Source organism: Sphingobium agrisoli (assembly GCF_041877245.1).
In the GTDB taxonomy this organism is placed as follows: Bacteria; Pseudomonadota; Alphaproteobacteria; order Sphingomonadales; family Sphingomonadaceae; genus Sphingobium.
In genome coordinates, this window is sequence record NZ_JBHDJI010000006.1 from 25,348 (window position 1) to 49,933 (window position 24,586).

Annotated in this window: 26 protein-coding genes; 15 read left to right on the forward strand and 11 right to left on the reverse strand. The window is 68.4% G+C overall.

What is annotated here, in order from left to right:
• Positions 1–1,761 carry a hypothetical protein gene (locus ACETPF_RS11250; RefSeq protein WP_373934568.1) on the forward strand — a complete coding sequence of 587 codons (1,761 nt, stop codon included), beginning with the start codon at positions 1–3 and terminating at the stop codon, positions 1,759–1,761.
• On the opposite strand, the gene msrB is transcribed toward ACETPF_RS11250, so the two are convergent.
• The 3 genes from msrB to ACETPF_RS11265 are packed head-to-tail and all read right to left on the reverse strand — an operon-like array spanning position 1,748 to position 4,393.
• A complete protein-coding gene (gene msrB / locus ACETPF_RS11255; RefSeq protein ID WP_373934570.1) occupies positions 1,748–2,224 on the reverse strand; it encodes a peptide-methionine (R)-S-oxide reductase MsrB in 477 nt (158 codons plus the stop codon). The two genes, ACETPF_RS11250 and msrB, sit on opposite strands and share 14 nt — an antisense overlap.
• Positions 2,225–2,243: 19 nt before the next feature.
• Positions 2,244–3,434 carry an ABC transporter permease gene (locus ACETPF_RS11260; RefSeq protein ID WP_373934571.1) on the reverse strand — a complete coding sequence of 397 codons (1,191 nt, stop codon included), beginning with the start codon at positions 3,432–3,434 and terminating at the stop codon, positions 2,244–2,246.
• A complete protein-coding gene (locus ACETPF_RS11265) occupies positions 3,431–4,393 on the reverse strand; it encodes an ABC transporter ATP-binding protein (RefSeq protein ID WP_373934786.1) in 963 nt (320 codons plus the stop codon). The genes ACETPF_RS11260 and ACETPF_RS11265 overlap by 4 nt, the downstream gene beginning before the upstream one ends.
• 28 nt (positions 4,394–4,421) lie before the next feature.
• Here ACETPF_RS11265 and queG point away from each other — a divergent pair, with 28 nt between their 5' ends.
• The gene (gene queG / locus ACETPF_RS11270) at positions 4,422–5,462 is read left to right on the forward strand and encodes a tRNA epoxyqueuosine(34) reductase QueG (RefSeq protein ID WP_373934572.1); all 1,041 of its coding nucleotides are present in this window, start codon (positions 4,422–4,424) and stop codon (positions 5,460–5,462) included.
• Between the two features lie 540 nt (positions 5,463–6,002).
• On the opposite strand, the gene ACETPF_RS11275 is transcribed toward queG, so the two are convergent.
• A complete protein-coding gene (locus tag ACETPF_RS11275) occupies positions 6,003–6,374 on the reverse strand; it encodes a hypothetical protein (protein WP_373934573.1) in 372 nt (123 codons plus the stop codon).
• Complete coding sequence (locus tag ACETPF_RS11280) at positions 6,371–7,030, reverse strand: EI24 domain-containing protein (RefSeq protein WP_373934574.1); 660 nt, start codon at positions 7,028–7,030, stop codon at positions 6,371–6,373. The genes ACETPF_RS11275 and ACETPF_RS11280 overlap by 4 nt, the downstream gene beginning before the upstream one ends.
• Positions 7,031–7,093: 63 nt before the next feature.
• Here ACETPF_RS11280 and ACETPF_RS11285 point away from each other — a divergent pair, with 63 nt between their 5' ends.
• Positions 7,094–8,137 carry an adenosine kinase gene (locus tag ACETPF_RS11285; RefSeq protein ID WP_373934575.1) on the forward strand — a complete coding sequence of 348 codons (1,044 nt, stop codon included), beginning with the start codon at positions 7,094–7,096 and terminating at the stop codon, positions 8,135–8,137.
• Here the strand turns inward: ACETPF_RS11285 and ACETPF_RS11290 are convergent.
• From ACETPF_RS11290 to tsaD, 3 genes are read right to left on the reverse strand one after another with little or no spacing between them, the layout of a single operon-like run.
• Positions 8,134–9,654 (reverse strand): lipopolysaccharide biosynthesis protein, encoded by a 1,521-nt coding sequence (locus tag ACETPF_RS11290; protein ID WP_373934576.1) that lies wholly within the window; start codon positions 9,652–9,654, stop codon positions 8,134–8,136. The two genes, ACETPF_RS11285 and ACETPF_RS11290, sit on opposite strands and share 4 nt — an antisense overlap.
• A gap of 45 nt (positions 9,655–9,699) precedes the next feature.
• A complete protein-coding gene (locus ACETPF_RS11295) occupies positions 9,700–10,671 on the reverse strand; it encodes an NAD(P)H-dependent glycerol-3-phosphate dehydrogenase (RefSeq protein ID WP_373934577.1) in 972 nt (323 codons plus the stop codon).
• Positions 10,668–11,702 carry a tRNA (adenosine(37)-N6)-threonylcarbamoyltransferase complex transferase subunit TsaD gene (gene tsaD, locus ACETPF_RS11300; protein ID WP_373934578.1) on the reverse strand — a complete coding sequence of 345 codons (1,035 nt, stop codon included), beginning with the start codon at positions 11,700–11,702 and terminating at the stop codon, positions 10,668–10,670. The genes ACETPF_RS11295 and tsaD overlap by 4 nt, the downstream gene beginning before the upstream one ends.
• A gap of 44 nt (positions 11,703–11,746) precedes the next feature.
• On the opposite strand from tsaD, the gene hemC reads away from it, so the two are divergent.
• From hemC to ACETPF_RS11320, 4 genes are all read left to right on the forward strand, one after another.
• Positions 11,747–12,688: a hydroxymethylbilane synthase gene (hemC, locus tag ACETPF_RS11305; RefSeq protein WP_373934579.1), complete on the forward strand. Its 942-nt coding sequence runs from the start codon at positions 11,747–11,749 to the stop codon at positions 12,686–12,688.
• A complete protein-coding gene (locus ACETPF_RS11310; protein ID WP_373934580.1) occupies positions 12,685–13,356 on the forward strand; it encodes a uroporphyrinogen-III synthase in 672 nt (223 codons plus the stop codon). The genes hemC and ACETPF_RS11310 overlap by 4 nt, the downstream gene beginning before the upstream one ends.
• Positions 13,357–13,384: 28 nt before the next feature.
• On the forward strand, positions 13,385–14,266 hold the full coding sequence (locus ACETPF_RS11315; RefSeq protein ID WP_373934581.1) for a hypothetical protein: 882 nt from the start codon (positions 13,385–13,387) through the stop codon (positions 14,264–14,266).
• A gap of 111 nt (positions 14,267–14,377) precedes the next feature.
• The gene (locus ACETPF_RS11320) at positions 14,378–15,136 is read left to right on the forward strand and encodes an esterase/lipase family protein (RefSeq protein WP_373934582.1); all 759 of its coding nucleotides are present in this window, start codon (positions 14,378–14,380) and stop codon (positions 15,134–15,136) included.
• On the opposite strand, the gene gltX is transcribed toward ACETPF_RS11320, so the two are convergent.
• Complete coding sequence (gene gltX / locus ACETPF_RS11325) at positions 15,133–16,461, reverse strand: glutamate--tRNA ligase (RefSeq protein WP_373934583.1); 1,329 nt, start codon at positions 16,459–16,461, stop codon at positions 15,133–15,135. The two genes, ACETPF_RS11320 and gltX, sit on opposite strands and share 4 nt — an antisense overlap.
• Before the next feature lie 126 nt (positions 16,462–16,587).
• Between gltX and ACETPF_RS11330 the strand changes: the two genes are divergently transcribed.
• A complete protein-coding gene (locus ACETPF_RS11330; RefSeq protein WP_373934584.1) occupies positions 16,588–17,523 on the forward strand; it encodes a ribose-phosphate pyrophosphokinase in 936 nt (311 codons plus the stop codon).
• Between the two features lie 79 nt (positions 17,524–17,602).
• Here ACETPF_RS11330 and ACETPF_RS11335 read toward each other — a convergent pair whose 3' ends face one another.
• Both ACETPF_RS11335 and ACETPF_RS11340 read right to left on the reverse strand, forming a co-directional pair.
• Positions 17,603–17,839, reverse strand: coding sequence for a hypothetical protein (locus ACETPF_RS11335; protein WP_373934585.1), 237 nt, complete (start codon positions 17,837–17,839; stop codon positions 17,603–17,605).
• Between the two features lie 48 nt (positions 17,840–17,887).
• Positions 17,888–18,319, reverse strand: a complete 432-nt coding sequence (locus ACETPF_RS11340) for a VOC family protein (RefSeq protein ID WP_373934586.1) — start codon at positions 18,317–18,319, stop codon at positions 17,888–17,890.
• Between the two features lie 69 nt (positions 18,320–18,388).
• Between ACETPF_RS11340 and ACETPF_RS11345 the strand changes: the two genes are divergently transcribed.
• The 7 genes from ACETPF_RS11345 (at position 18,389) to pheT (ending at position 24,550) form a co-directional block, all read left to right on the forward strand.
• The gene (locus ACETPF_RS11345) at positions 18,389–19,201 is read left to right on the forward strand and encodes an inositol monophosphatase family protein (protein ID WP_373934587.1); all 813 of its coding nucleotides are present in this window, start codon (positions 18,389–18,391) and stop codon (positions 19,199–19,201) included.
• Between the two features lie 134 nt (positions 19,202–19,335).
• Positions 19,336–19,539 carry a 50S ribosomal protein L35 gene (rpmI, locus tag ACETPF_RS11350; RefSeq protein WP_066699836.1) on the forward strand — a complete coding sequence of 68 codons (204 nt, stop codon included), beginning with the start codon at positions 19,336–19,338 and terminating at the stop codon, positions 19,537–19,539.
• Between the two features lie 13 nt (positions 19,540–19,552).
• The gene (gene rplT, locus ACETPF_RS11355; RefSeq protein WP_007711871.1) at positions 19,553–19,915 is read left to right on the forward strand and encodes a 50S ribosomal protein L20; all 363 of its coding nucleotides are present in this window, start codon (positions 19,553–19,555) and stop codon (positions 19,913–19,915) included.
• Positions 19,916–20,004: 89 nt separating this feature from the next.
• Positions 20,005–20,619 (forward strand): LysE family translocator, encoded by a 615-nt coding sequence (locus ACETPF_RS11360; RefSeq protein ID WP_373934588.1) that lies wholly within the window; start codon positions 20,005–20,007, stop codon positions 20,617–20,619.
• 51 nt (positions 20,620–20,670) lie between these two features.
• A complete protein-coding gene (locus tag ACETPF_RS11365) occupies positions 20,671–20,988 on the forward strand; it encodes a GIY-YIG nuclease family protein (protein ID WP_373934589.1) in 318 nt (105 codons plus the stop codon).
• Positions 20,989–21,044: 56 nt separating this feature from the next.
• Positions 21,045–22,136: a phenylalanine--tRNA ligase subunit alpha gene (gene pheS / locus ACETPF_RS11370; protein ID WP_373934590.1), complete on the forward strand. Its 1,092-nt coding sequence runs from the start codon at positions 21,045–21,047 to the stop codon at positions 22,134–22,136.
• Positions 22,133–24,550, forward strand: a complete 2,418-nt coding sequence (pheT, locus tag ACETPF_RS11375; protein WP_373934591.1) for a phenylalanine--tRNA ligase subunit beta — start codon at positions 22,133–22,135, stop codon at positions 24,548–24,550. Before pheS ends, pheT begins: the two co-directional genes overlap by 4 nt.
• The last annotated feature ends 36 nt before the right edge of the window (positions 24,551–24,586 follow it).

The following is a 24,586-nucleotide window of genomic DNA, read 5'->3' on the forward strand; positions in this document are numbered from 1 at the left end:
ATGTCGCCGGACCGGCGCGCGCCGGAGTTGCGCCGCGCGGCGCTCTGGGCATTGCTGGCGTGGTTCCTCTGCGCCGGGGTCATGCTCTGGCTGTTCCGCGCCAATTATGCGGACTTCAATTTTCGCGATCCTGACGATGCGATGCGGCTGGCGCAGGTGCGCGACTGGATCGGCGGGCAGGCATTCTGGGACGTCAGCCAGCATCGGGTGAACCCGCCGGTCGGCGGCCCGATGCACTGGAGCCGGATCGTCGACATGCCCGTTGCGGGCCTCATCCTGCTGCTGCGGCCGTTGCTGGGCGCGGGCGCGGCGGAGCTGGTCGCCTGCCTCGCCATGCCTTTGCTGCTGCTGGGCGGGCTGGTCGCCGCCCTGTTCGTCGCGGCGCGGCGGATGGCGGGGGCGCGAGCGGCACTGATCGCCGTCGCGTTGCTGCTGACGGCCCCCAGCATCCTCGTCCAGTTCACGCCGCTGCGGATCGACCATCATGGCTGGCAGATCATGCTGGCGACGCTGGCGCTGGCCGGCGCGATGGACGGGCGGGTGCGGCGCGGCGGGATCGTCGCGGGACTTGCGATCGCGACCTGGCTCCAGATTTCGAGCGAAGCCCTGCCCTATGCCGCGCTATTCGGCGCGGTGTTCGCCCTGCGGCACTGGGTCGCGCGGGATCAGGCGGCGCGCTTCATTGGCTTCGCCGGGGCTCTGGGCGGCGCGGCGTTGCCGATGCTCGTGGCCTTGCGTGGGCCGGGCGCGGCGATCACATCCTATTGCGACGCGCTTTCGGCCGTCTATGTCTGGCCGCTCGCGGCTTTTGCCGCCGCGACCCTGGTCGCGGCGCGCTGGCGGGGGACCGGGTCGGGGGCCGACCGATTCTGGATCGCGGCGATCGGCGGCGGGGCGGCGTTGGTGGTCTTTGCCCTCACCGGCGGGCCGTGCCTCACCGGCGATCCCTTCGCGGCGCTCGGGCCTACCGCCTACCGCCTCTGGTATCTTCAGGTGATGGAGGGCCGCCCGATCTGGGAACAGAGCGCGTCGATGCAGGGGGTGATCCTGCTGCCGCCGCTGGCCGGCCTTATCGCGTCGATCGCCGCCGCGCGGGGCGCGCAGGGCGAGGCGCGGATGCGCTGGCTGACGCTGGCGCTGCTGATCGCAGGCGCGACCGCCATCGCCTGCCTGGTCATGCGCGCGCTGTCGGTGGCGCATGTCTTTGCGCTGCCGGGGCTGGCCTGGGCGATCCTGACGCTGTTCGTCCGGGCGCAGGCGAGCGCGCGGATGCCGGTCCGCGTGCTGGGGTCGGTGGCGCTGGTGCTGCTGACGCCGGCGGGCCTATGTGGCGCATGGGTCGCAGTGGCGGCCAAGTCCGAACCCGCCAAGCCCACCGGGCCGGGCTGCAAGACGCCGGAAAGTTTCGCGCTGCTCCGCGGCCTGCCGCCGACCACGCTGTTCGCGCCGATCGACCTTGGCCCCGACATTCTGGTCCAGACCCGCCACCGCGTGATCGCCACCGCGCATCATCGCAATGCGGTCGGCATCACCGCCGTGATAGAGGGTTTCGTGCAGGCGCCACAGCGGGCGCGGGCCGTCATCACGCATACCAGCGCAGCCTATCTGCTGCGCTGCGATAGCCTGTCGGAAATGGCGTCCTATCGTCGCGCTGGCTCCGATGGCCTCGCGGCGATGCTGGCGAAGGGGCGCGTGCCTGCCTGGCTGGAGCCGGTGCCCGGCGCCGGGCCGCTGCGGCTCTACCGCATCAGGCCGGAATGAAGCGCATCGCGACGCCGTTCATGCAGTAGCGCAGGCCCGTGGGCTTGGGCCCATCGTCGAACACATGGCCCAGATGCCCGCCGCAGCGTGCGCAATGCACTTCGGTGCGGGGATATCCCAGGTCGAAATCCCGGCTCGTCCCCACCGCCTTGGGCAAGGGTTTCCAGAAGCTCGGCCAGCCGGTCCCGCTGTCGAACTTGGTCGCCGAACTGAAAAGCTGCTGGTCGCATCCGGCGCAGGCGAAGACGCCCTTGCGATGCTCCTTGTTGAGCGGGCTGCTGCCGGGATATTCGGTCGCCTGGTGGCGCAGCACCTTATAGGCCCAAGGGCTGAGCCTCTTGCGCCACTGCTCATCGGTCAGGGCATAGGGATAGGCGGCTTCCGCATCCCCGGGCAGCATCTGCCACAGCGCAAGGCCGGCGACGCCGCCGCCCAGTGCCGTCAGGAAATGCCGCCGGTTCATGGTCCCTCCCCTAGCCGGTTCAGCCTGTCGCCGGCCTGAACAGATTTTTCCACCAGCGCCCGCCCGACTGCATCACATGCCGCCGGAACAGCAGCACGCCCACCCGGATGATCAGCGCCACGAACGCCGCCTGCCAGACAAGCGCCAGCAGATGCGGCCAGATCGCCGGTTCCTGCGCCGCCCGCGCGATCATGGTGAAGGGCGAGCTCCAGGGGAAGATGCACGCCGCGATCTCGGCCGGCGATCCCATATGGTCGACGGCGTAGCTGGCGAAGAAGAAGATCAGCATCTGCCCCATGGTGATCGGCATGTTGAGCGTCTGCACCTCGCGCACCGTCGCCGCCTGCGCGCCGATCCCCAGGAACAGCGACCCCAGCAGCGTATAGGCCATGGCGAAATAAAGCACCGCGAGCGTCAGGAACAGGGGCCAGCCCACCGCCGGCGTCGGCAGCGCGGTCGCATCACCGCCCAGCAACAGGAATATGCCGAACGCGGTCGCGCCCCAGAAGGCGATGCCGACGAAGCTCATCGCCAGCATCGCCATCAGCTTGCCCAGGAAGATCGCGTCGATCGGTACGGCGGCGGCGAGGATCTCGATGATCTTGTTCGTCTTTTCTTCAACCAGGTTGGACAGGATCATGCCCGCCAGCAGGATGGTGAGGAAGAACATTACCACCTGCGCGACGCGGCCGATCAACAGCCGCGCCTGCGCCTGCGCGCCGAGGCTCGTCGCCACTTCCTGCCGCTCGACCTTCACCAGCCGCAGTGTCTTTTCCGCCTTGGCCGCGCTGGCGATCAGGCTGAGATCGCCCTGCAGCTTGTCGAGATCCTCGGGCTTGCCGGTCAGCACCGGGCGGGCGACGCTGCCCGACAGGATCGCCACCACCGCCGAATCGGGGCGCGCGAGCTGCGCGCGCGGCGTGGGGCTGGCGGGCACGGGGCGCAGGCGCGGCAGCGCGCGCTCGCCCATCCGCTCGGTCAGCCGGTCATGAGCGCGCTCCAGCGCCGCCGCATCCGCCGCCGGCAGGGCGATGCCGACGATCGGGCGCAGGTCGGTGCTGCTGATCCGCTCGCCAAGGCCACCGAAGGCAAAGCCGATCAGGATCGGCAGCAATGGCCCCAGCAGGAACAGGATGAAGGTGCGCGAGAGCACCACGGCGCTGAAATCCCGCCGGGCGATGACGAAGGCGGCGCGCCAGAGTTCCCTCATGCCGCTTCCTCCTCATCGCGCGCGTCCATCGCCCGCGCCGCGTCAGCCCCGGCGATAGCGACGAAGGCGTCGTGCAGCCCCGGCCGCTCGATCGACAGGCTCTCGATCCCCGCCTTGTCGTCGATCAGCGCGCGCAGCAATGGCTCTATCCCTTCTTCGGGCAGCGCGAAATGCCACGCGCCGTCGTCGGCGACCGTGTCCGCCGGCAGCGCCCGCCGCCATGCCCCATCGATCATGCGCGTGCGCAGCCGCACCTGCGGCCGCAGCCGGTCGCGGGCCTCGCCCGGCGTGCCCTCGAACCGGATGCGCCCGCCCGCGACGATGGCGATGCGCTCGCAGAGGCGCTCGGCATGGGCGATGACATGGGTCGAAAAGAGGATGGTGACGCCGCGCCGCGCCTGTTCCCGGATCAGCGCCTCCAGCTTCTCCTGATTGATCGCGTCGAGGCCCGAAAATGGCTCGTCCAGCACGATGAGGCGCGGCTGATGAACGATGGTGCCGAACAATTGCACCGTCTGCGCCATCCCCTTGGACAGCTGGCGAATCGGCTTGTCGATCGCGCCGCCAAGCCCATGCCCCTCCATCAGCGCCCGCCCTCGCCTGCGCCCTTCGGCCAGCGGCAGGCCGCGCAGCGCGCCCATGAAGGCGATCGCCTCGGCCGCCTTCATCGACGGATAAAGCCCCCGCTCCTCGGGCAGATAGCCGACCTGCCGCGCCATCCGCAGCGGCTGATCCGCGCCCAGCAGGGTCCGGTGCCCTTCATCAGGGTCGACGATGCCCAGCAGGGTACGCAGCAGCGTCGTCTTGCCCGCGCCGTTCGGCCCCAATATGCCGTAGATCGACCCCGCCGGGACGGCGATGTCGATGCCGTCCACCGCGCGAAAACTGCCGAAATTCTTGACAAGCCCATGGCCTTCGACGGCATAGGGGCTTTCCGGGGCCGGGACGTCACCGTTCATCCCGCCCTGATAGTCTGGACCCAACCCCATGGAAACCGAAACCTTGGAGCAGCGGCTGAAGGCGGAGGCCGCGCGGCTGGGCTTTGCCGCCTGCCGCATCGCGCCCGCCGACGCCGCGCCGGAAGCCGCGGCGCGGCTGCGCGCCTGGCTGGACGCGGGGCATCATGGCGACATGCTGTGGATGGAGGAGCGGGCGGAGCAGCGCGGATCGCCCAAGGGACTGTGGCCCGAGGTTCGCAGCGTCGTCATGCTGGGGATGAGCTATGCGCCGGGGCGCGATCCGCTGGCGCTGGAGGGCGCGGGCGACCGGGGGCGCATCTCGGTCTATGCGCAGGGCAAGGATTATCACGACGTCGTCAAGAAGGGACTGAAGAGCCTGGCCCGCTGGCTGGTGGATCGACAGCCCGGCAGCCTGAAGGTCTTCGTCGATACCGCGCCGGTGATGGAAAAGCCGCTGGCGCAGGGCGCGGGACTTGGCTGGCAGGGCAAGCACAGCAATCTCGTCAGCCGCGACCATGGCAGCTGGCTGTTCCTGGGCGCGATCTACAGCGAACTGGCCCTGACTTCCGACGCGGCGGAGAGCGACCATTGCGGCAGCTGCACCGCATGCCAGACCGCCTGCCCGACCGACGCCTTCCCCGCGCCCTATCGCGTCGATGCGCGCCGATGCATCTCCTACCTCACCATTGAGCATAAGGGGCCGATACCCCACGAACTGCGCGCAGGGATCGGCAATCGCATCTATGGCTGCGACGATTGCCTGGCGGTGTGCCCGTGGAACAAGTTCGCCGACATGGGCGCGGCGAACCGCGCGTTCCTGGGCCGCGCGGAACTGGCCGCGCCCGCGCTCGCCGACCTGCTCGACCTGGATGATACGGCGTTCCGGGAGATTTTCTCCGGCTCGCCGATCAAGCGCATCGGGCGCAACCGGATGGTCCGCAACGCCGCGATTGCGGCGGGCAACAGCCGCGACGCGAAGTTGGTGGCGCGGCTCCAGCCATTGACGCAGGACGCCGACCCGGTGGTGGCGGAAGCGGCAAGCTGGGCGATCGCGCAGTTAAAGGCGTAGCAGCGCAATGTTCGTCATCCCGACCCTGAGCCGGGATCCCGCTCCTTCTCTTCGCCCTCCGAAAGGAAAGCAGTATGCCGGGTCGAGCCTGGCATGACAGGAGGAGGGTTGGCACATCTTTTGGTTCACGCGGAGGCGCGGAGACGCGGAGGAAGGAATTTGTTCGCGCAGAGGCGCAGAGGACGCAGAGAGTTTCAAGCCGCCAAAGGCGGCCTTCCTCTCACATCTTCTCCGCGTCCCCGCGCCTCCGCGTGAAAAGCCTCTGCGCTCTCTTCGCCTCTGCGCGAACCATCACGCCCGCCCGGAGAAGCCTTTCCTAATAGGATACGCTATGGCCTATCCTCCCGGATGACGCCGCACCGCCCCTTCCCCTTCATGCCTGATCCAACTGACGCGCAGCGGACGCGCGGCAGGCGCGTTGCTGTGACCCGACCGTTACGTGATCGTGACTCAGGAGGCGCGTCGGCGGCGCTTTGCAAGCGCGTCGCGAACGCTTCCGGCGGAAAACGCCCCACGACACTGTATACTTCGGGGATAGGATTATTTGGCCTGCAACGCCGTCGCGCAGGTTGCCGGATCGACGTCCACGCCGGCCGGCGTGCGCGCGTCGACATGGGTGACGACCGGCTCCTTGCCCTTGGCGGGGGCGTAAAGATAAGCGTCGAGCACGCAGCGACCATTGCCATATTGCAGCTTGCGCACGCCAGTCTCGCGGATGTCGAGCCGGGGTTGGCCGAACATCTGCGTCAGCCCCCTGGCGTCGGACCCCAGCAGCGGCCCCTGTTTCATGAAGGCGCTGGCCGGCGGCCCCGGCGGTGGCGCGACAGAGGCGGCGGGCGGCACGATCGTGCCCGCGCCGCAAGCGGCGAGCGGCAGCGCCAGCAATGCGGCAAGCCCGATGCGAAGGGTCATGCGGATGTCTTTCGCCCGAGCAGCATATGCACCGCCATAGCCGCGCTGAAGATCGGCGCAAGCAGGTTGACCAGCGGCACGAGGAACAGAAGCGCCGGAACGAGGCCCATGAGCCACCGGCTGCGCCGACCGATCGGCGGGAGGGCGGGATGACGCGGCTCCACCATGTCGGCCATGTCGCGGCCGAGCAGATAGGCGTTCAAGGTCACGAGCAATGCCGGCGCCCCCACGCCGGTGGGAAGCAGCAGGAGGTAGGCGGGCAGCGCCAGCAGGTTCCAGCCGATCGTCCGCCCGAGCGAGGCGAGGGCGAAGCGCAGGCTGCGCCCCCAGCCGACCGGCTTTGCCGTCACTTGGGGATAAGCGTCGCGCTCCACCGCTTCGATGATGTCGTCGGCGAACAGCCCCATCACCGCCATCGCCGTCGCACGGAACAGAAGCCAGCCGGCGGCGACCACCGCGACCACCGTCGCCGTCGCTTCGGCCAGCCCGCCGCCGCCCCAGCCGAGCCAGAGCCGCAGCGCATGAAATCCCGCCCAAAGGCCCCCCGCCAGCACCGCGAAGAGCAGCAACGTCAGCGCCAATGTCTTGCCGAGCAGACGCAAGGTCGTGCCACGAAAAAGCGAGGGGATGGCGCGCAGGGCGGCGGTCAGGACCATGGGGCAAGCTATCCCCTCCCCCGCCGCCCGCGTCAATCAGCGGCGTTGCACGGGCGCGCGGCGATGGCTAGAGACGGCGCAATTTACGAACAGCCCGAAGGAATTTGCGTGACCGCTGCCCCCACTCTGGACGTCGTCGCCATCGGCAACGCCATCGTCGACGTGCTCGCCCGCAGCGACGACGCTTTCCTCGCCCAACATGCGCTGACCAAGGGGGGGATGCAGCTGATCGACGCCGCGATGGCGGAGACGCTCTATGCCGACATGGGCCAGGCGAAGGAGATCAGCGGCGGATCGGCGGCGAACACGCTGGCGGGGCTCGCGGCGCTGGGCAAAAAATGCGGCTTCATCGGCCAGGTGAATGACGATCAGCTGGGCGCAGTGTTCGCACATGACGTGCGCGCGCTCGGCATCCGCTTCGACACGCCGGTCATGCAGGGCGACGTGCCGACCGCCCGCTGCCTCATCCTGGTGACGCCCGACGCGCAGCGGACGATGAACACCTTCCTGGGCGCGTCGCAATTCCTGCCCGCGCAGGCGCTCGACCTCGACATGATCCGGTCGGCGGGCATCCTCTATCTGGAAGGCTATCTCTGGGATCCGGAGCAGCCCCGCGCGGCGATGCGGGCGGCCATCGACGCGGCGAAGGGCGCGGGTCGAAAGGTCGCCTTCACCCTGTCCGACAATTTCGTGATCGACCGGCATCGCGCCGACTTCATCGATCTGATCGACTCGGGCCTCGTCGACATTCTCTTCTCGAACGAGGGCGAGATCCGGTCGCTGGCGCAGGTCGAGGATTTCGAGAGCGCGCTGACGCGCTTCGCCGACAAGGTGCCAGTGCTGGTGTCGACCCGGGGCGAACATGGCGCGGTGGCGATCGTCGACGGCGTGCGCCATGAAGCGCCAGCCGCCGCGGTGGCACAGATTATCGACACGACCGGCGCGGGTGACCTGTTCGCGTCGGGCTTCCTCGCCGCACATATCGACGGGCGGAGCGTCGAGGATGCGCTTGCGCTGGGCGCGGCGGCGGCGGCGGAGGTCATCTCCCACTGGGGCGCGCGGCCGGAGGATGATCTGGGCGTGATCCGCGACCGGCTGTTCGCCTAAGCTGGTTTCTGCTTGCGGAAGAGGGTCCGGTCCTCGGGGCCGAAGCCCCAGCGCCAGATGACGACGCCGTAGGCGGCAAGGATCGCCCAGACGCCGACCGCGAGTTCGACCCACTCGAACCGCGGCGGCAGCGCGACGAAGGCCGCACCGACGATGCAGCCCACCCCGGCGGCGCTCAGCAGCGGCCAGCGCCAGGCGTTGATCGGCGCGCCGAGCAGGCGGGAGAGCAGCCGCGCCTTGACGAAGGCGCTCACCCCCAGCGCCAGGCAGAGCGCGAGCGCGGGCGCGGCGGCGATCCACATGACCGGCAATTCCATCTGGCGGGCGGCCAGGATCAGCGCGAAGCTGAACCCCGCCTGGAGCCCGATCATCACGAGCGAGACCATGAGGTTGCGGTGCCGGGCGATATAGACCAGCGCCGATTCGCTGACCACCGCGGTCGCCGCGACGACCTCGGCCAGCAGCAGGAAGGCGAGCGCCCCGGTGCCGCCGACGAAATGCGGGCCGACGAGGCCCATCACCGCTTCGCCGGGTATCCCGAGCGCGAGCGCGATCCCCGCCTGCGCGGCGATGATCCAGAAGCCGACCTGGCTCACCTGCCGGGCGATGGCGGCCAGGTTGTTTTCGGCAAGGTTGCGGGTGATGACCGGGCCGAGGATCGGGTCGAAGCTGGTCTTGAGCTTCTGCGGCAGCGACGCGACCTGCTGCGCGACATAATAGATGCCGATCGCGGCGGGGCTGACGAACAGGCCGAGGATCGCCATATCGAGCCGGCGCGATCCCCACTCCACCCCGTCGGCGGCGGCGAGCGGAAGGTTGCGGCGCGCCAGCCGCCACAAGCGCCGGCCATCCGGCCGCCAGCCGCGCGGCACGCCGTAATGACGGGCCATGGGGATGAGCGAGGCGACCAGCGCCGCGATCATCGACACGGCGTAGGACAGGATCAGGCCGTCGCGGGTCGAATAGAACGCAAAGGCGAAGGCGCCGATGCTGATCGCCCAAGGCTCGATGATCGAGCGTGCGCGCACCGTGGCGCCGACATCGAAGCGATAGGCGCACGCCGCGAGCGCCACGTCGGACCCGGCAACGGCGATGACGGTCAGTGCCAGCAGCCGATCGAGGCCGTTGATATTGCTGTTGGGGAACATCGCCTGCGGGAAGGCGACGAGGATCGCCGATCCCAGTAGCGCCGCGGCGAAGGTCACGACCATGGCGTCGGTGACGACATGGGCATGGGGCCGCTCGGTCTGCGCCAGCGCGCCGGCCAGCCCCCGTTTGAGGCCGAGGGTCGCGATCTGCGCCACGAACTCCACCACCAGCACGGCATAAGCGAAGCGCCCGAGTGCGTCAGCGCCATACCAGCGCCCGGCGATGAACAGGAACGGCAGCCGCGCCGCCAACCGCAACAGGAAGCCGAACACGTTGGTCCGCCCACCCTTCGCCAGCGCGGCGATGTCGTCGCCGTCGTCGGGCAAGATGCGATCGCTCGCCGAAAGGGGCTGGGGGGCCTGGGTCATGGCTGCGGCGGGGTTGTAGGCGGTTTCTGACGCGCGCGCGACGGCTTATTCGGGACGCAGCGGGCGCGCGAGCAGCGCGTCGATCACCTGGGCGAGCGGCACGGCGTCGGCGAGCAGCGCGCAGACCGCCTCGACCACCGGCATCTCGACGCCTGCGGCACGCGCGGCGTCCCGCAGGACGGGCGCTGTGTGCGCGCCCTCCGCCACGGTGCGGCGGTTAGCGAGCAGGTCGGCAGCGCTTGCCCCTTCCCCCAGTCCCTTGCCGAGCGAGAAGTTGCGCGAGTTGGTGGAGGAGCAAGTGAGGACAAGGTCGCCGAGGCCCGAGAGGCCGCCCAGCGTCTCCACCCGCGCGCCACGCGCCAGGCCGAAGCGGGTCATTTCGGCAAAGCCGCGCGAGATGAGTGCAGCACGGGCGTTGAGGCCGAGCCCCGCCCCCTCCGCGACACCGCAGGCGATGGCGAGCACATTTTTGACCGCGCCGCCAATCTCCGCGCCGATGACGTCGTCCGACACATAGGGGCGGAAGGATGGCCGGGCGATGCGGGCAGCGAGACGCTGGCCAAGGTCCATATTCTCGCAGGCGAGGGTGATCGCGGTGGGCAGCCCCTTGGCCACTTCATGCGCGAAAGTGGGGCCGGACAGGACAGCGATGGGCGAAGCGGGCTGCGCCTGCGCCGCGACTTCGGACATCAGCAGGCCAGTGCCCGCCTCGATCCCCTTCGAGCAGAGGACGAGCGGCACACCCGCCGGCGCTTGTGCGACTATGGTACGCAGATGCTGGGCCGGGCTGACCACGAGCAACAGGTCGCAGTCGGCAAGGTCGGTCATTGCGCCGGTGGCGCGGATCGAGGCGGCGAGCGGGATGCCGGGCAGATAGAGCGGGTTTTCCCGCGTGCGGTTGACCGCATCGACCACGTCGGCTTCGAGCGCCCAGAGCGCGACCTCCCGCCCGTCCGCCGCCATGAGTTGGGCCAGTGCCGTGCCCCATGCGCCCGCACCGATGACTCCCGCCTTCATGCCTTTACCCCCGCGCCGCGCGCCTTTTCCGCCGCCGGATCGAGCGGCCAGCGCGGCCGTGCCGGCACGGTCAGGTCATCGACCAGCCCGGCCGCGTAGCGCTCCGCCCCGGCCCAGGCGATCATGGCGGCATTGTCCGTGCAGAGCCATAGCGGCGGCGCGACGAAGGGCAGGTCGTGGGTCATGGCAAGCGATTCGAGCGCGGCGCGGATGGCGCCATTGGCCGCCACTCCGCCCGCGACCACCAGCGCGGTGACGCCGACGCTCTCGCCCAGCGCCTTGCGGGTGCGATCGACAAGGCAGTCGATCACCGCCTGCTGGAAGGAAGCGGCGATATCGTCTGTACTATATTGCCCGGATTGGACCGCGCGCATGACCGCGCTCTTGAGGCCGGCGAAGGAGAAATGCGGGTCCGCCGTTCCGACCAGAGGGCGCGGCAGAGGCACGGCTTTGGGATCGCCCTGCGCTGCCGCCTGCTCGACCTTCGGACCGCCCGGATAGCCGAGGCCGAGCAGCTTGGCCGTCTTGTCGAACGCCTCGCCCGCTGCATCGTCGATGGTGGTGGCGAGCCGCGCATAATCGCCCGGCCCCCTGACATGGAGCAGTTGGCAATGGCCGCCCGACACGAGAAGCAGCAGATAAGGAAATTGCAGCGATGGGTCGGCGAGGCGCGGCGAGAGGGCGTGCCCTTCAAGATGGTTGACCGCGATCAGCGGCTTGCCCGCCGCATGGGCGAGCGCCTTGCCGGTGACGAGGCCGACCATCACGCCGCCGATCAGGCCCGGCCCGGCGGTGGCGGCGATCACATCGACGTCCGCCAGCGTCATGCCGGCATCGGCCAGCGCCGCCTCCACCAGCGGCGTCAGCGCCTCGACATGGGCGCGGGCCGCGATTTCGGGCACGACGCCGCCATAGGGGCGGTGTGCTTCGTCCTGCGTGGCGAGGCGATGGGCGAGGATGCGGCCATCGGCCGTCACCAGCGCTGCCGCAGTTTCGTCGCAGCTCGATTCCAGGCCGAGGATGATGGTCATTGCCGCTTCCATCTAATGCCGCCGGTCATTAGAGCAAGGCGCATATGTTGTTCACCGAACTACTGAACGTTGGCCGACCGTTGCGCCTGGGCACCAGAGGATCGCCGCTGGCACTGGCCCAGGCACGCATGACGGCGCGCGCGCTGATCGAGGCGCATGGCTGGGACGAGACGGCCATCGAGATCGTCACAGTGCAAACCAGCGGCGATCGCATCCAGGACCGGGCGCTCGCGGAGATCGGCGGCAAGGCGCTGTGGACCAAGGAGCTGGACCGGGCGCTGGTGGCAGGCGAGATCGACTTCGCGGTCCATAGCATGAAGGATGTCGAGACGATCCGGCCTGACATTTTCAGCGTGGCGGCGATGATGCCACGGGCCGATGTACGCGACCGGCTGGTGGGGGCGGACAGCTTCGAGGCGCTGGTTTCTCATCCGGTCGTCGGCACCAGCTCGCCGCGCCGCGCCGCGCAGGTCAAGCGCCTGCGGCCCGACGCGACGATCACCCTCTTCCGGGGCAATGTCGCGACGCGGCTCGCCAAGCTGGCGGCGGGCGAGGTTCATGCGACTTTGCTGGCGGCGGCGGGGCTCGACCGACTGGGGCAAGGCGGGATCGGCGTGGCGATGGCGATCGAGACGATGCTGCCCGCGCCGTCGCAGGGCGCGGTGGGGATCGAGACGCTGGCGGACAATGACGCGGTGCTGAAGGCACTGGGCACGATCAACCATCGCGAGACGTTCGACGCGGTAATGCTGGAGCGCGCGGTGCTCAAGGGGCTGGGCGGCACCTGCCATTCGCCGATCGCCGCGCTGGCGGTGGTCGAGGGCGACGCGCTTTGGCTGCGGGCCGAGATCATCAGCCCGGACGGGACCGAGACGGTGCGCGAGGAAGCGCGGCTGGCGCGGGGCGACCTGGCGGCCGGCGAAGCGCTGGGGCGCGCGCTGCTGGCGCGCGCCAGCCCGGCGCTGCGCAGCCTGTTCGAGGGGTGAGTCGCATCCTCATCCTGCGGCCGCAGCCCGGCGCGGACGCGACTACCGCGCGGGCGCGGGCGATGGGGCTGGACGTGCGGCTGTTGCCGCTGTTCGCGCCGGAGCCCATCGAGTGGACGCCACCAGCATCGACGGCGTTCGACGCGCTGCTGCTGACCAGCGCCCATGCCGCGCGGCTCGGCGGGCCAGCGTTGGCGCGATACAGGGCGCTGCCCGCCTATGCCGTGGGGACGGCCACGGCGCGGGCGCTGGAGCAGGCGGGGTTTGCCGGTGTCGTCGCCGGATCGGCGGACGGCAGCGCCATCGCCGCGCGGATCGCGGCGGACGGGCACCGACGGCTGCTCCATCTGGCGGGCACCACGATCGCGCCGATGGATAGCGACGGCCTGATCGTCACGCGCATCGCCGTTTACAGCATGACGGCGACGCCGCCCGATCCGCGCCTTTTGTCGGAGGCTGTCGAGGGCGCAGTGCTGCTGGTCCATTCCCCGCGCGCGGGCGAACGGGCAGCGGCGCAGATCCCCGTGGCGCGGCGCGCAACGCTGCATGTGGTGGCGATCAGCGAGGCGGCACTTGCGACCTGCGGGACGGGATGGGCCAGCGCGCGGGCGGCCGAACGTCCTGACGATGACGAGATGCTGGCCCTTGCCGCGCGATTGTGCGATTGACGGGCCAATGACAGGCGAAAGGGTCCGCATGAGCGACGAGGGTGAGGCTGGCAGCATCGACGTCGCGCATCCCGCGCCGGCGCCGCGTCGGCGCAGCCCGCTGCCCGTGCTCATCCTGCTGCTGATCGCCTTTGCGCTGGGGGTGGGCGTGACCGTCTGGGCCTGGCCGCAGATCCAGCAGCGTTTCGGGAGCGCCAAGCCGCAGGCGGCCGTACCTGCGCCGCTGGCGGGTTCAGTGGCAGCGACAGGCATCGCCCCTCGCCCCCTCACCGCCGACGCCGCACAGATGCTCGACACTCGCGTCGTGCAGCTGGAGGAACGGCTCAACCGCATCACCGTGGAGGCGCAGGCGGCGTCGGGCAACGCCGCGCGGGCCGAGGGACTGCTGGTCGCCTTCGCCGCGCGACGGGCGCTCGATAGCGGAGCGCCGCTTGGCTATATCGAGGGGCAGCTGCGGCTGCGCTTCGGCCAGGCGCAGCCGCGCGCAGTGGCGGCTATCATCAACGCCGCGCGCGAGCCGATCACGCTTGTGGACCTGCGCGCAGGCCTCAACCAGATCGCCGATCAAGTGACCCGAACCCCGCCCGGCGCCAGTTGGTGGACGGCACTGGAACATGAGGCGCGCGAACTGGTTTCGATCCGAAAGGCCAGCACGCCTTCGCCCAAGCCCGAGGCGGCGCTCGACCGGGCGCTGCGATATATCGATGGCGGGCGCGTGGGGGCGGCGCTGGCCGAGGTGGAGCGGATGCCGGGCAAGGGCGCGGCCGACCGATGGGTGCAGGCGGCGCGGCGCTACATTGAGGCTCGGCGGGCGCTCGACCTGATCGAGACGGCGGCGATCCTGGAGCCGCGTCAGTTGCGCGGCACGACCGGCGCGGCGGTTACGCAGACATCCCCACTCGCGCCCTGAGCTGTCACAAACGACGAACCGTTCATCGCAGGCGGCGAAACCGATGGACGCCCGCCGCGTTTGTCACGACAATGTCATCTTTGCCCGACCGGGCCAGGGATATTCATCGTCGTGCCGCCTGCCGTTCAACCTTACGCTCAAGCCCTCACCAGTTTCTGGGAAGGAAGGCTCGCGCCTGGCCCGCGTGCCGCGCAACTGCCGCCCTTGCAGCAGCTTCTGGGTAATCTGACGGTGCCGTTCGACCTTGCCCGGACCAGGGCTGAGTCGGCGACACTTGCCGGACAGATGCGGGGCGATGGCAGGCAAGTGCTGCTTATCCCCGGCCTGATGGCGTCGGAGCGACGGATGGGCTGGCTGCGGGAGATACTGACGGCCGGCGGCTATCGCGCGCATGATTGGGGCATGGGGCGCAATTTCGGGCCGCGGCCGGACAGTCTCGACAAGATCGATCAGCGGGTGGAGGCGATCCGGCAGGAGAGTGGCGCGCCCGTTACGCTGGTCGGATGGAGCCTTGGCGGCCTTTACGCGCGCGAATATGCGAAATTCGCGCCGCGCAAAGTCGGCGGCGTGGTGACGATGGGCACCCCCTTTTCCGGCGACCCGCGCGCCAATCATGCCTGGCGGCTGTATCAATTGGTCTCCGGTTTTCCGGTCGACCGCCCCCCCTTCCCCTGCACCCGCGAGGAAAAGCCGCCGGTCCCGACGGTCGCGCTTTGGTCGCAGCGGGACGGCGTGATCCTGCCCGAATGCGCGCGGGGCCGCGCGGGCGAACGCGACAAGGCCATCGAGGTGAATTGCACCCATATGGGTTTCGCCGCCGCGCCTGAAGGCATCGCGGCCGTCGGCGAAGCACTGGCGGCGATCGCCTAACCGCCGAGCCGGCGCAGCGCCTCTTCCCGGCCGATCAGCGGCAATAGCTGCCCCATGTCCGGCCCATGATCGAGGCCGGTGAGAGCGCGGCGGAGCGGCAGAAACAGCGCCTTTCCCTTTCGGCCGGTCTCATCCTTGAGCGCGAGGGTCAGGGTGCGCCAGATGTCGGCGTCGAAAGCTGCTTGGCCCAGGATGCGGTGGGCGGCGGCAAGGAAAGAGCCATCTTCCTCCATCGGCGGTGGCGCGGCGATGGGGCCGGTGACGATGCGCCACCAGTCGGCAGCGCCGGCGACCGTTTCCAGATTGGGGCGGATCGCGTCCCATGCGGTCGCATTCATGCCATCGGGCAGCCGGTCGGCCACAGCCTCGAAGGGCAGGAGATGTACGACCTTCTGGTTGAGCCCGGCCAGTTCGGCCTCGTCGAAACGAGCCGGCGCGCGACCGAAGTGGGCGAAATCGAAACTGTCGATCAGCGGGGCCATGTCGGTGAACGGCTCGATCGGCTGGGAGCTGCCGAGGCGCGCAAGGAGCGACGCAATCGCCATCGGCTCCAGCCCCAATTCGCGGAAATGCGTTACGCCGAGCGATCCGAGCCGCTTCGAGAGCTTGCCTTCCGCCCCTGTTAGCAGCGCTTCATGTGCGAAGGCTGGCAGCGATGCGCCGAGCGCCTCGAACATCTGGATCTGGGTCGCGGTATTGGAAACATGATCCTCGCCGCGCAGCACATGGGTGATGTTCATGTCCACGTCGTCGATGACCGACGGCAGCAGATAGAGCCAGCTGCCGTCGCTGCGGCGGACGACGGGGTCCGACAGCAGCTTCGGATCGAAGCGCTGCTCCCCCCGGATGAGGTCGGTCCAGACGATCGGGCGGTCGTGATCCAGCCGGAAGCGCCAGTGCGGGGTGCGGCCCTCGCTCTCATAAGCGGCGATCTGATTCGGCGTCAGCGACAAAGCCGCGCGATCATAGACCGGCGGCAGGCCGCGCCCCAGCAAGACCTTGCGGCGCAGGTCGAGTTCCTGCGCGGTTTCATAACCGGGATAGACGCGGCCGGCGGCCTTGAGCGCCTCGAACCGCGCCTCATAAAGGGGGAAACGGTCTGACTGCTTTTCCTCCCCGGCCCAGCCCAGGCCGAGCCAGGCGAGGTCCGCCCTGATGGCGTCGGCATATTCGGGGCGCGAGCGCTCCAGGTCGGTGTCGTCCAACCGCAGCAGGAAGCGGCCGCCCGCTTTGCGCGCCCACAGCCAGTTGTGAAGCGCGGCGCGGATATTGCCGACGTGGAGATGGCCGGTGGGCGACGGCGCGAAACGGGTGGTGACGGTCATGGCGGCCGCCCTAATCCATTTCGGGACAGGGCGCAAAACGCCTTTCCACCTGTCCCATGCGCCGCTAAAGGGGCCGCGTCTCGCGCAGCGTCATCAATCCGTCACGTCATTCGGGGAGTCTTGGCCATGAAGCTCATGACCGGCAATTCCAACAAGCCGCTCGCGGCCGCCATCGCCGACTATATCGAAATTCCCCTGACCGACGCCAGCGTCCGCCGCTTCGCCGACGAGGAAGTGTTCGTGGAAATCCACGAAAATGTCCGCGGCGAAGATGTTTTCGTCATTCAGTCGACCGCCTACCCGACCAACGACAACCTCATGGAACTGCTGATCATGATCGACGCGCTGAAACGCGCGTCGGCCAAGCGGATCACCGCGGTCGTTCCCTATTTCGGATACGCCCGGCAGGACCGGAAGCCCGGCCCCCGGACGCCGATCAGCGCGAAGCTGGTGGCCAACCTCATCACGACGGCGGGCGCCAACCGGGTGCTGTCGGTCGATCTGCACGCCGGTCAGATTCAGGGCTTCTTCGACATTCCGACCGACAATCTGTTCGGCGCGCCGGTGATGTCGGCCGACATCCAGGCGCGGTTTGGCGATCGCAACCTGATGGTCGTGTCGCCCGACGTCGGCGGCGTGGTGCGCGCCCGCGCGCTCGCCAAGCGGCTGGACAACGCGCCGCTCGCGATCGTCGACAAGCGTCGCGAACGGGCCGGCGAATCGGAGGTCATGAACATCATCGGCGACGTGAAGGGCCGCTTCTGCGTGCTGATCGACGATATCGTCGATTCGGCGGGCACGCTCTGCAATGCGGCTGGTGCGCTGAAGGCGGCGGGCGCGGAGGAAGTGGTCGCCTATGTCAGCCACGGCGTGCTGTCGGGCGGCGCGGTGGCGCGGGTCGAGGCGTCGGACCTGCTGGAGTTGGTCATCACCGATTCGATCCAAGGCACCGATGCTGTGAACAACGCCAAGCATATCCGCCATCTGCCGATTGCGCCCCTGCTGGGCGAGGCGATCAAGCGGATCGCGGACGAAAGTTCAGTCTCCAGCCTGTTCGACTGAAAGGCGCACAAGCTGAGGACGATCCGGGGGATCGTTCGGCTGAACTTTTTCAGTCTCCAGCCTGTTCGACTGAGGACGGTCAGGCGGGCGGCAGCAACAGGAGCGGCGTCGCGCAGAGCAGGATAAGCGCGACAACGATGCGTTGACCCCGCGATACGCCGAGCGGCTTTTCCCGCCACAGCATCGGGCAGGCCAGGACGGCGAGGCCGATCAGAAGATTGGACAGCGCGACGGAGCCGCCGATCGGCATGTCCTGCCGCAGGGCAAGGCCGCCGAACAGCGCCACGAAACTCACGATCCACCCGATCAGCGCCATGCCGCTCCCTTTCCGTCACGATTAAAACGGAAAGCGGTTGCGGAAGCTTTAATGCGTCGCGGCGGCCCAGGGGTCGTAGCTGCCGAAGCTCCAGACATTGCCTTCTGGGTCGAGCGCCTCATAGCCGCGTCCGGGATAGCCGTCATTGTCGTGCGGTTCGTTCACCACAACCGCGCCGGCGTTGCGAGCGCGCAGGCAATGGGCGTCGGGATCGTCCACCTTGACGTAAAGGCAAACGGTGGCGCCGCCCAGTTCCTGCGGGGTGGACCAGGTGTAGAAGGACTCGTCCCTGCCGTCGCGTACGCTGCCCAGCATCACCATCCCCGCGCCCAAGGTAAGTTGAGCATGATGGATGATCGTCGGGTCCGCGTCGTCGGCATAGACGGCGTGGCGCTGAAAGCCGAAGGCGTCGCACAGAAAGTCGATGGCGGCGGGGGCGTTGGCGTAGCGCAGGCCGGGGATGACGGTCGATCCGGTCATGAACCTCTCCTTCATTCGCGTTGCGGCGCAGCCTAGCGCAAGGCGGCCCCAGCGGCTAGGGCTCGGTCCATGACCAGCCGTGACGACCTTGCCCTCGCCAACCGCCTCGCCGATGCGGCCGGCGCAGCGATCCGCCCCTTCTTCCGCGCACGCTACGACGTCGAGGTGAAGGCCGACAAGTCGCCGGTGACGGAAGCCGACCGTGCCGCCGAGGCCGCGATCCGCGCGATATTGGAAAAGGAGCGGCCCGGCGACGGCATCATCGGCGAGGAATATGGATCGGTGCGGACCGACGCCGAGCGGGTGTGGATATTGGACCCGATCGACGGCACGCGCAGTTTCATCGCCGGGCGGCCGATCTTCGGCACGCTGATCGCGCTTACCGAAAGCGGATGGCCGACCATCGGGATCATCGACCAGCCGACCGCGCGGGAACGCTGGGCGGGGATGAGCGGACAGCCCACGACCTTCAACGGCAAGCCGGTGCGCACTCGCGCCTGTCGCGGGTTGGAGGGCGCGGGGATTGCGACAACAAGTCCGCATCTCTTCGCCGACGGCGACGTGCCGCATTATATGGCGCTGGTCGCCGCCGTGTCGGGCGGATCGCCGCGGCAGGGGCCTGTCTATGGCGGCGACTGCTACAATTACGGACTGCTGGCGTCCGGCTTTCTCGACATCGTGATCGAATCGGGCTTGCAAAGCTATGACTTCGCCGCGCTGGTGCCGGTGGTCGAGGGCGCGGGCGGGATGATGTGCGACTGGAACGGCGAACCGCTGACCGCCGAGAGCGAGGGGCATGTGCTGGCGCTGGGCGATCCCGCGCGGCTGGAGGACGTGCTGGAAGCCTTGCAGGCGACGGCGCACGACCATCACCATCACTGACGGACGCCGCGAATCGCTTGCCTTTCCGGCGCAGGGCCACTAAGGGCCGCCCTTCGCGATATTCAGTGGGACTGCCCGGCTAACGAGGGCTGCCGTGGCCGTCTGTAATCGTCGCGCTGAAAAAGGAGACGAAAATGCCCAAGATGAAGACCAAGAGCGGTGTGAAGAAGCGCTTCAAGTTCACCGCCACCGGCAAGGTCAAGCACGGCGTCGCTGGCAAGCGTCACCGCCTGATCAGCCACAACGCGAAGTATATCCGTCAGAACCGCGGCACGTCCGTCCTGTCGGACGCCGATGCCGGTCATGTGCGCCTGTGGGCGCCCTATGGCCTCAAGTAAGGAGTTCTGACCCATGGCACGTGTCAAACGTGGTGTAACCACGAAGGCGAAGCATAAGCGGATTCTGGATCAGGCGAAGGGCTATTATGGCCGTCGCAAGAACACCATCCGCATCGCGCGCCAGGCCGTCGAAAAGGCCGGCCAGTACGCTTATCGCGACCGCAAGGTTAAGAAGCGCACTTTCCGCGGCCTGTGGATTCAGCGCATCAACGCCGGCGTCCGCGCCGAGGGCCTCACCTATTCGCAGTTCATGCACGGCCTGAAGCTGGCCGGTGTCGAACTGGACCGCAAGGTCCTGGCGGACATCGCGATGCACGAAGGCGAGGCGTTCAGCGCTATCATCGCCCAGGCGAAGGCTGCGCTGCCCGCGGCCTGAGCTTAGAACGGTCGCAAAATCGTCCAAAGGGGCGCCGGGGCAGATGCCTTCGGCGCCCTTTTTGTTTTTGCACTGCTGGGGGCAATTCCATGTCGCTGCATCTCTGGTGGATTTACGTCACGGCGGTTTTCCTGATCTCCGCGACGCCGGGGCCGAACATGCTGCACGTAATGACGCAGAGCATTGCGCATGGGCCGCGCAAGGCGCTTGCCACGATGGCGGGGCTGATGAGCGCGGTGCTGCTCTGCCTGGTCGCGTCGGCGCTGGGCCTTGGCGCGTTGCTGAAGGCGTCGCCCCGCCTGTTCGACGTGCTGCGCTATGCCGGTGTCGCCTATCTGGTCTGGCTGGGGATCAAGGCGTGGCGTGCGCCCGTGGGCGGCGATGCGGCGGGGGCGCCGGTACGGTCGGACCGGGCGCTTTACGCGACGGGGCTGATGACCGGGCTGTCCAACCCGAAGCTCATCATCTTCGCCGCCGCGCTGTTCCCGCAGTTCATCGTGCTGGACCGCCCCTTCTGGCTGCAGCTCGGGATATTGATCGCCAGCTTCGTGGTGATCGAAAGCTTCTGGTACGGCGTCTATGCGCTGGGCGGTGCGCGGCTCGCCCGCTGGCTGGAGCCGGCGAACCGGCAGCGGCGGTTCAACCGGGGCACGGGGTTGCTGTTCATCGGGTTCGGGGGGGCGTTGCTGGGGGCGCGGGCTTAGCACGCATTGCGTCATTCCCGCGAAAGCGGGAACCCATCTTCCAAGGGTTCGATGAAGCGTGAAATCAGCCCCACCGTCTACATCCTCGCCAGCCGGCGCAACGGCACGCTCTATGCCGGCGTGACCGCCGACCTCATAAAGCGGCTCTACGAGCATCGAAACGGCTTGATCCAAGGCTTCACGAACGACTACGGCGTCAAACGCCTGGTCTGGTTTGAGGCGCACGAGAGCATGGAAAGCGCCATCGTGCGGGAGAAGCGGATCAAGAAGTGGAACAGATCATGGAAGATCGAGCTGATCGAGGCCGGGAATCCTGAATGGGACGATCTGGCTCTTCGATTCGGTTTTCCGCCGATCCGCTGCGCATGATCGAGGGTTCGGGAGATGGGTTCCCGCTTTCGCGGGAATGACGGGGTTTGCAGATAATGAACGACATTAGCGCACTCAAGGCCGGCCTGATCGCCGACATCACCGCCGCCGAGACGCTCGACGCGCTGGAGGCGCTGCGCGTGGGCGCGTTGGGGAAGAACGGCGTGGTGACCGGGCTGCTCAAGACGCTTGGGCCTATGTCGCCCGACGATCGGCTGGAAAAGGGGCCGCCAATCCAGGACTTGCGCGAAAGCGTGACGGCGGCGCTGGCGGCGAAGAAGGCGGCGCTGGAGCAGGCGGCGCTCGACGCGAAGCTGGCGGCGGAGCGGGTCGACATGACCCTGCCCGCCGACACGCTGCCACAGGGGAGCGTCCATCCCGTCAGCCAAGTGATGGACGAACTGGCCGAGATCTTCGCGGACCTGGGCTTCTCCGTCGCCACCGGCCCGGAGATCGAGGACGACTGGCATAATTTCACCGCGCTCAACATTCCCGAGACGCATCCTGCCCGCGCAATGCACGACACCTTCTATTTCCCCGACGATGGCACGGGGAAAAAGATGCTGCTGCGCACACACACCTCGCCGGTGCAGATCCGCACCATGATGACCACGCCCCCGCCGATCCGCATCATCGCGCCGGGCCGGGTCTATCGCAGCGACAGCGACGCGACGCACACGCCGATGTTCCACCAGATCGAAGGGCTGGTGATCGACAAGGGCATCACGCTGGGCCACCTCAAATGGACGCTGGAGACGTTCCTCAAGGCCTTTTTCGAGCGCGAGGATATCGTCCTGCGGCTGCGCCCCAGCTATTTCCCCTTCACCGAGCCGTCGGTGGAGGTCGACGTCGGCTATACACTGACCAACGGGCAGCGGGTCATCGGCGGCGACGGCGATGCGGCTGACGGCGGCTGGCTGGAGGTGCTGGGCAGCGGCATGGTCAATCGCCGGGTGATCGAGGCGTGCGGCCTCGACCCCGACGAATGGCAGGGCTTCGCCTTCGGCACCGGAGTCGACCGGCTTGCGATGCTCAAATATGGGATGAACGACTTGCGCGCTTTCTTCGACGGCGACCTGCGCTGGCTGCGCCATTACGGCTTCTCGGCGCTGGATGTGCCGACGCTGAGCGGAGGAGTGGGCGCATGAAGTTCACGCTGAGCTGGCTCAAGACGCATCTCGTCACCGACGCGGACCTGCCGACGATCCTTAAGACGCTGAACGCCATCGGCCTGGAGGTCGAGGGCGTCGAGAACCCCGCCGACAAGCTGGGCGCGTTCAAGATCGCCAAGGTGTTGACCGCCGAGCGCCATCCGCAGGCGGACAAGCTCCAGGTGCTGACCGTCGATCCGGGCGACGGGCATCCGCTTCAGGTCGTGTGCGGCGCCCCCAATGCGCGCGCGGGCCTGGTCGGCGTATTCGGGGTCGAGGGGGCGGTCGTGCCGGTGAACGGCATGACGCTCAAGAAGACGGCGATCCGTGGCGTCGAATCCAACGGCATGATGTGCAGCTACCGCGAGCTGGAGCTGGGCGAGGATCATGACGGCATTATCGAACTGGCCGAGGATGCGCCGGTGGGGCAGGTCTATGCCCAATGGGCGGGGCTGGACGATCCGGTGATCGACGTGTCGGTAACGCCCAACCGGCAGGATTGCATGGGCGTACGCGGCATCGCGCGCGATCTGGCGGCGGCTGGGCTGGGCACGCTCAACGCCATCATCGTGCCGGAGATCGTGGGCGAAGGCGCGGGGCCGGACATCCGCATCGAGGATGCGGACGGCTGCCCGGCCTTCTATGCCCGCGTGGTGCGCGGCGTGAAGAATGGCGCATCGCCCGACTGGATGGCAAAGCAGCTGAAAGCCATCGGGCAGAAGCCGATCAGCGCGCTGGTGGACGTCACCAACTATATCATGATCGACCTGGGGCGGCCGCTGCACGTCTATGATCTGGCGACGCTGAAAGGCGGGCTGGTGGCGCGCAAGGGACGCGCGGGCGAGCAGGTGCTGGCCCTGAACGGCAAGACCTACACCGTCGACGAGACGATGACCGTCATCGCCGACGACGAAGCCGTGCACGACATCGGCGGGATCATGGGCGGCGAACATTCGGGCGCGCAGGACGGAACGACCGACGTACTGATCGAATGCGCCTATTTCACGCCGGAGCGGATCGCGGTGACGGGGCAGAAGCTGGGCCTCACCTCCGACGCGCGCGGGCGGTTCGAGCGCGGGGTCGATCCGGCGTTTCTGGACGACGGCCTCTCGATCGCGACTTTCCTGGTGACGCACCTGTGCGGCGGCACGGCGTCCGAAGCGACGCGCGTCGGGGCGCCTCCCGTGCCCGCAAAGGTCGTGAATTATGCGCCCGAGCGCTGCCTGACGCTGGCGGGCGTGGACGTGCCGGCAGACGAGCAGCACCGCATCCTCCAAAGCCTGGGATTCGACGTTGCGATCGAGACCGCCTCGGTCGAATATCAGGACGGAATGCCGGTGATGACGCCGGCGCGCTGGCAGGTGGGCGTGCCGAGCTGGCGGCGCGACGTGGACGGCTGGCCCGACATTGTCGAGGAAGTGGTGCGAATCGTCGGGCTCGACCATGTGCCATCGACGCCGCTGCCACGGGCACCGGGCGTCGCGCGGCCGACCGCCACGCCCGAGCAACTGGTCGAGCGTCGGGTGCGCCGGACCGCCGCTGCACGGGGCCTGGCCGAAGCCATCAACTGGTCCTTCGTTTCCGAGAAGGAAGCGGCGAGCGTGGGCGGCGGCCACTGGGCGCTCGCCAACCCGATCTCCGAGGATCTGAAGGTCATGCGGCCTTCGCTACTGCCGGGCCTGCTCTCGGCGGCCGCGCGCAACATGGATCGGGGGGCGGCCACGGTCCGCCTGTTCGAACTGGGCCGCCGCTATTTCGCGCAGGGCGAGCGGGCGACGGTCGGCTTCGTCCTGGCGGGCGAGAAGGTGCCGCGCGGATGGCGTTCGGGCAAGGCGCAGGGGTTCGACGCCTTCGACGCCAAGGCCGAGGCGCTGGCGCTCCTCGCGGGCGCGGGCGCGCCGGTCGCCAATCTCCAGATGTTCGGGGAAGCATCGGGCGCCTATCATCCGGGGCAGTCGGGGACGCTGCGGCTTGGCCCCAAGGTGATCCTGGCCGAATATGGTGTGCTGCATCCGAGCCTTGCCAAGAGCTTCGGCCTGAGCGGCACGGTGGTCGCGGGCGAGATTTTCCTCGACGCGGTCCCGGCCAAGCGGAAGACAGGCTTCATGCGCCCGCCCTATGCGCCGCCGGCCTTGCAGGCGGTCAAGCGCGACTTCGCCTTCCTCGTGCCCGCCAAGGCGGAAGCCGACGCGCTGGTGCGCGCCATCAAGGGGGCGGACAAGAAGAGCATCGTCGACGCCCGGCTGTTCGACATGTTCACCGGGCCGGGCGTGGAAGAAGGCTATAAGTCGCTTGCGGTCGAAGTGACGCTCCAGCCGGGCGAGAAGAGCTTTTCGCAGGAGGAATTGGAAGCGATCAGCGCGGCGGTGGTGAAGGCAGCGCAGAAGCTGGGCGGCAGCCTTCGGGCCTGATCGGACAAGCGGGCGGGGGTCAAACCCGCCCGCCGC

What these genes read in the sequence shown, in the direction of transcription:
- queG (WP_373934572.1), top strand. Translation starts at nt 4,422, where the DNA reads ATGGAAACCGAAACCTTGGAGCAGCGGCTGAAGGCGGAGGCCGCGCGG.
- hemC (WP_373934579.1), top strand. Translation starts at nt 11,747, where the DNA reads ATGTTGTTCACCGAACTACTGAACGTTGGCCGACCGTTGCGCCTGGGC.
- ACETPF_RS11365 (WP_373934589.1), top strand. Translation starts at nt 20,671, where the DNA reads ATGAAGCGTGAAATCAGCCCCACCGTCTACATCCTCGCCAGCCGGCGC.
- ACETPF_RS11260 (WP_373934571.1), bottom strand. Translation starts at nt 3,434, where the DNA reads ATGAGGGAACTCTGGCGCGCCGCCTTCGTCATCGCCCGGCGGGATTTC.
- ACETPF_RS11280 (WP_373934574.1), bottom strand. Translation starts at nt 7,030, where the DNA reads ATGGTCCTGACCGCCGCCCTGCGCGCCATCCCCTCGCTTTTTCGTGGC.
- ACETPF_RS11360 (WP_373934588.1), top strand. Translation starts at nt 20,005, where the DNA reads ATGTCGCTGCATCTCTGGTGGATTTACGTCACGGCGGTTTTCCTGATC.
- ACETPF_RS11285 (WP_373934575.1), top strand. Translation starts at nt 7,094, where the DNA reads ATGGCTAGAGACGGCGCAATTTACGAACAGCCCGAAGGAATTTGCGTG.
- rpmI (WP_066699836.1), top strand. Translation starts at nt 19,336, where the DNA reads ATGCCCAAGATGAAGACCAAGAGCGGTGTGAAGAAGCGCTTCAAGTTC.
- pheT (WP_373934591.1), top strand. Translation starts at nt 22,133, where the DNA reads ATGAAGTTCACGCTGAGCTGGCTCAAGACGCATCTCGTCACCGACGCG.
- ACETPF_RS11290 (WP_373934576.1), bottom strand. Translation starts at nt 9,654, where the DNA reads ATGACCCAGGCCCCCCAGCCCCTTTCGGCGAGCGATCGCATCTTGCCC.
- gltX (WP_373934583.1), bottom strand. Translation starts at nt 16,461, where the DNA reads ATGACCGTCACCACCCGTTTCGCGCCGTCGCCCACCGGCCATCTCCAC.
- ACETPF_RS11265 (WP_373934786.1), bottom strand. Translation starts at nt 4,393, where the DNA reads ATGAACGGTGACGTCCCGGCCCCGGAAAGCCCCTATGCCGTCGAAGGC.
- ACETPF_RS11335 (WP_373934585.1), bottom strand. Translation starts at nt 17,839, where the DNA reads ATGGCGCTGATCGGGTGGATCGTGAGTTTCGTGGCGCTGTTCGGCGGC.
- ACETPF_RS11330 (WP_373934584.1), top strand. Translation starts at nt 16,588, where the DNA reads ATGAAGCTCATGACCGGCAATTCCAACAAGCCGCTCGCGGCCGCCATC.
- pheS (WP_373934590.1), top strand. Translation starts at nt 21,045, where the DNA reads ATGAACGACATTAGCGCACTCAAGGCCGGCCTGATCGCCGACATCACC.
- ACETPF_RS11345 (WP_373934587.1), top strand. Translation starts at nt 18,389, where the DNA reads ATGACCAGCCGTGACGACCTTGCCCTCGCCAACCGCCTCGCCGATGCG.
- ACETPF_RS11315 (WP_373934581.1), top strand. Translation starts at nt 13,385, where the DNA reads ATGAGCGACGAGGGTGAGGCTGGCAGCATCGACGTCGCGCATCCCGCG.
- ACETPF_RS11275 (WP_373934573.1), bottom strand. Translation starts at nt 6,374, where the DNA reads ATGACCCTTCGCATCGGGCTTGCCGCATTGCTGGCGCTGCCGCTCGCC.
- rplT (WP_007711871.1), top strand. Translation starts at nt 19,553, where the DNA reads ATGGCACGTGTCAAACGTGGTGTAACCACGAAGGCGAAGCATAAGCGG.
- ACETPF_RS11250 (WP_373934568.1), top strand. Translation starts at nt 1, where the DNA reads ATGTCGCCGGACCGGCGCGCGCCGGAGTTGCGCCGCGCGGCGCTCTGG.
- ACETPF_RS11340 (WP_373934586.1), bottom strand. Translation starts at nt 18,319, where the DNA reads ATGACCGGATCGACCGTCATCCCCGGCCTGCGCTACGCCAACGCCCCC.
- ACETPF_RS11295 (WP_373934577.1), bottom strand. Translation starts at nt 10,671, where the DNA reads ATGAAGGCGGGAGTCATCGGTGCGGGCGCATGGGGCACGGCACTGGCC.
- msrB (WP_373934570.1), bottom strand. Translation starts at nt 2,224, where the DNA reads ATGAACCGGCGGCATTTCCTGACGGCACTGGGCGGCGGCGTCGCCGGC.
- tsaD (WP_373934578.1), bottom strand. Translation starts at nt 11,702, where the DNA reads ATGACCATCATCCTCGGCCTGGAATCGAGCTGCGACGAAACTGCGGCA.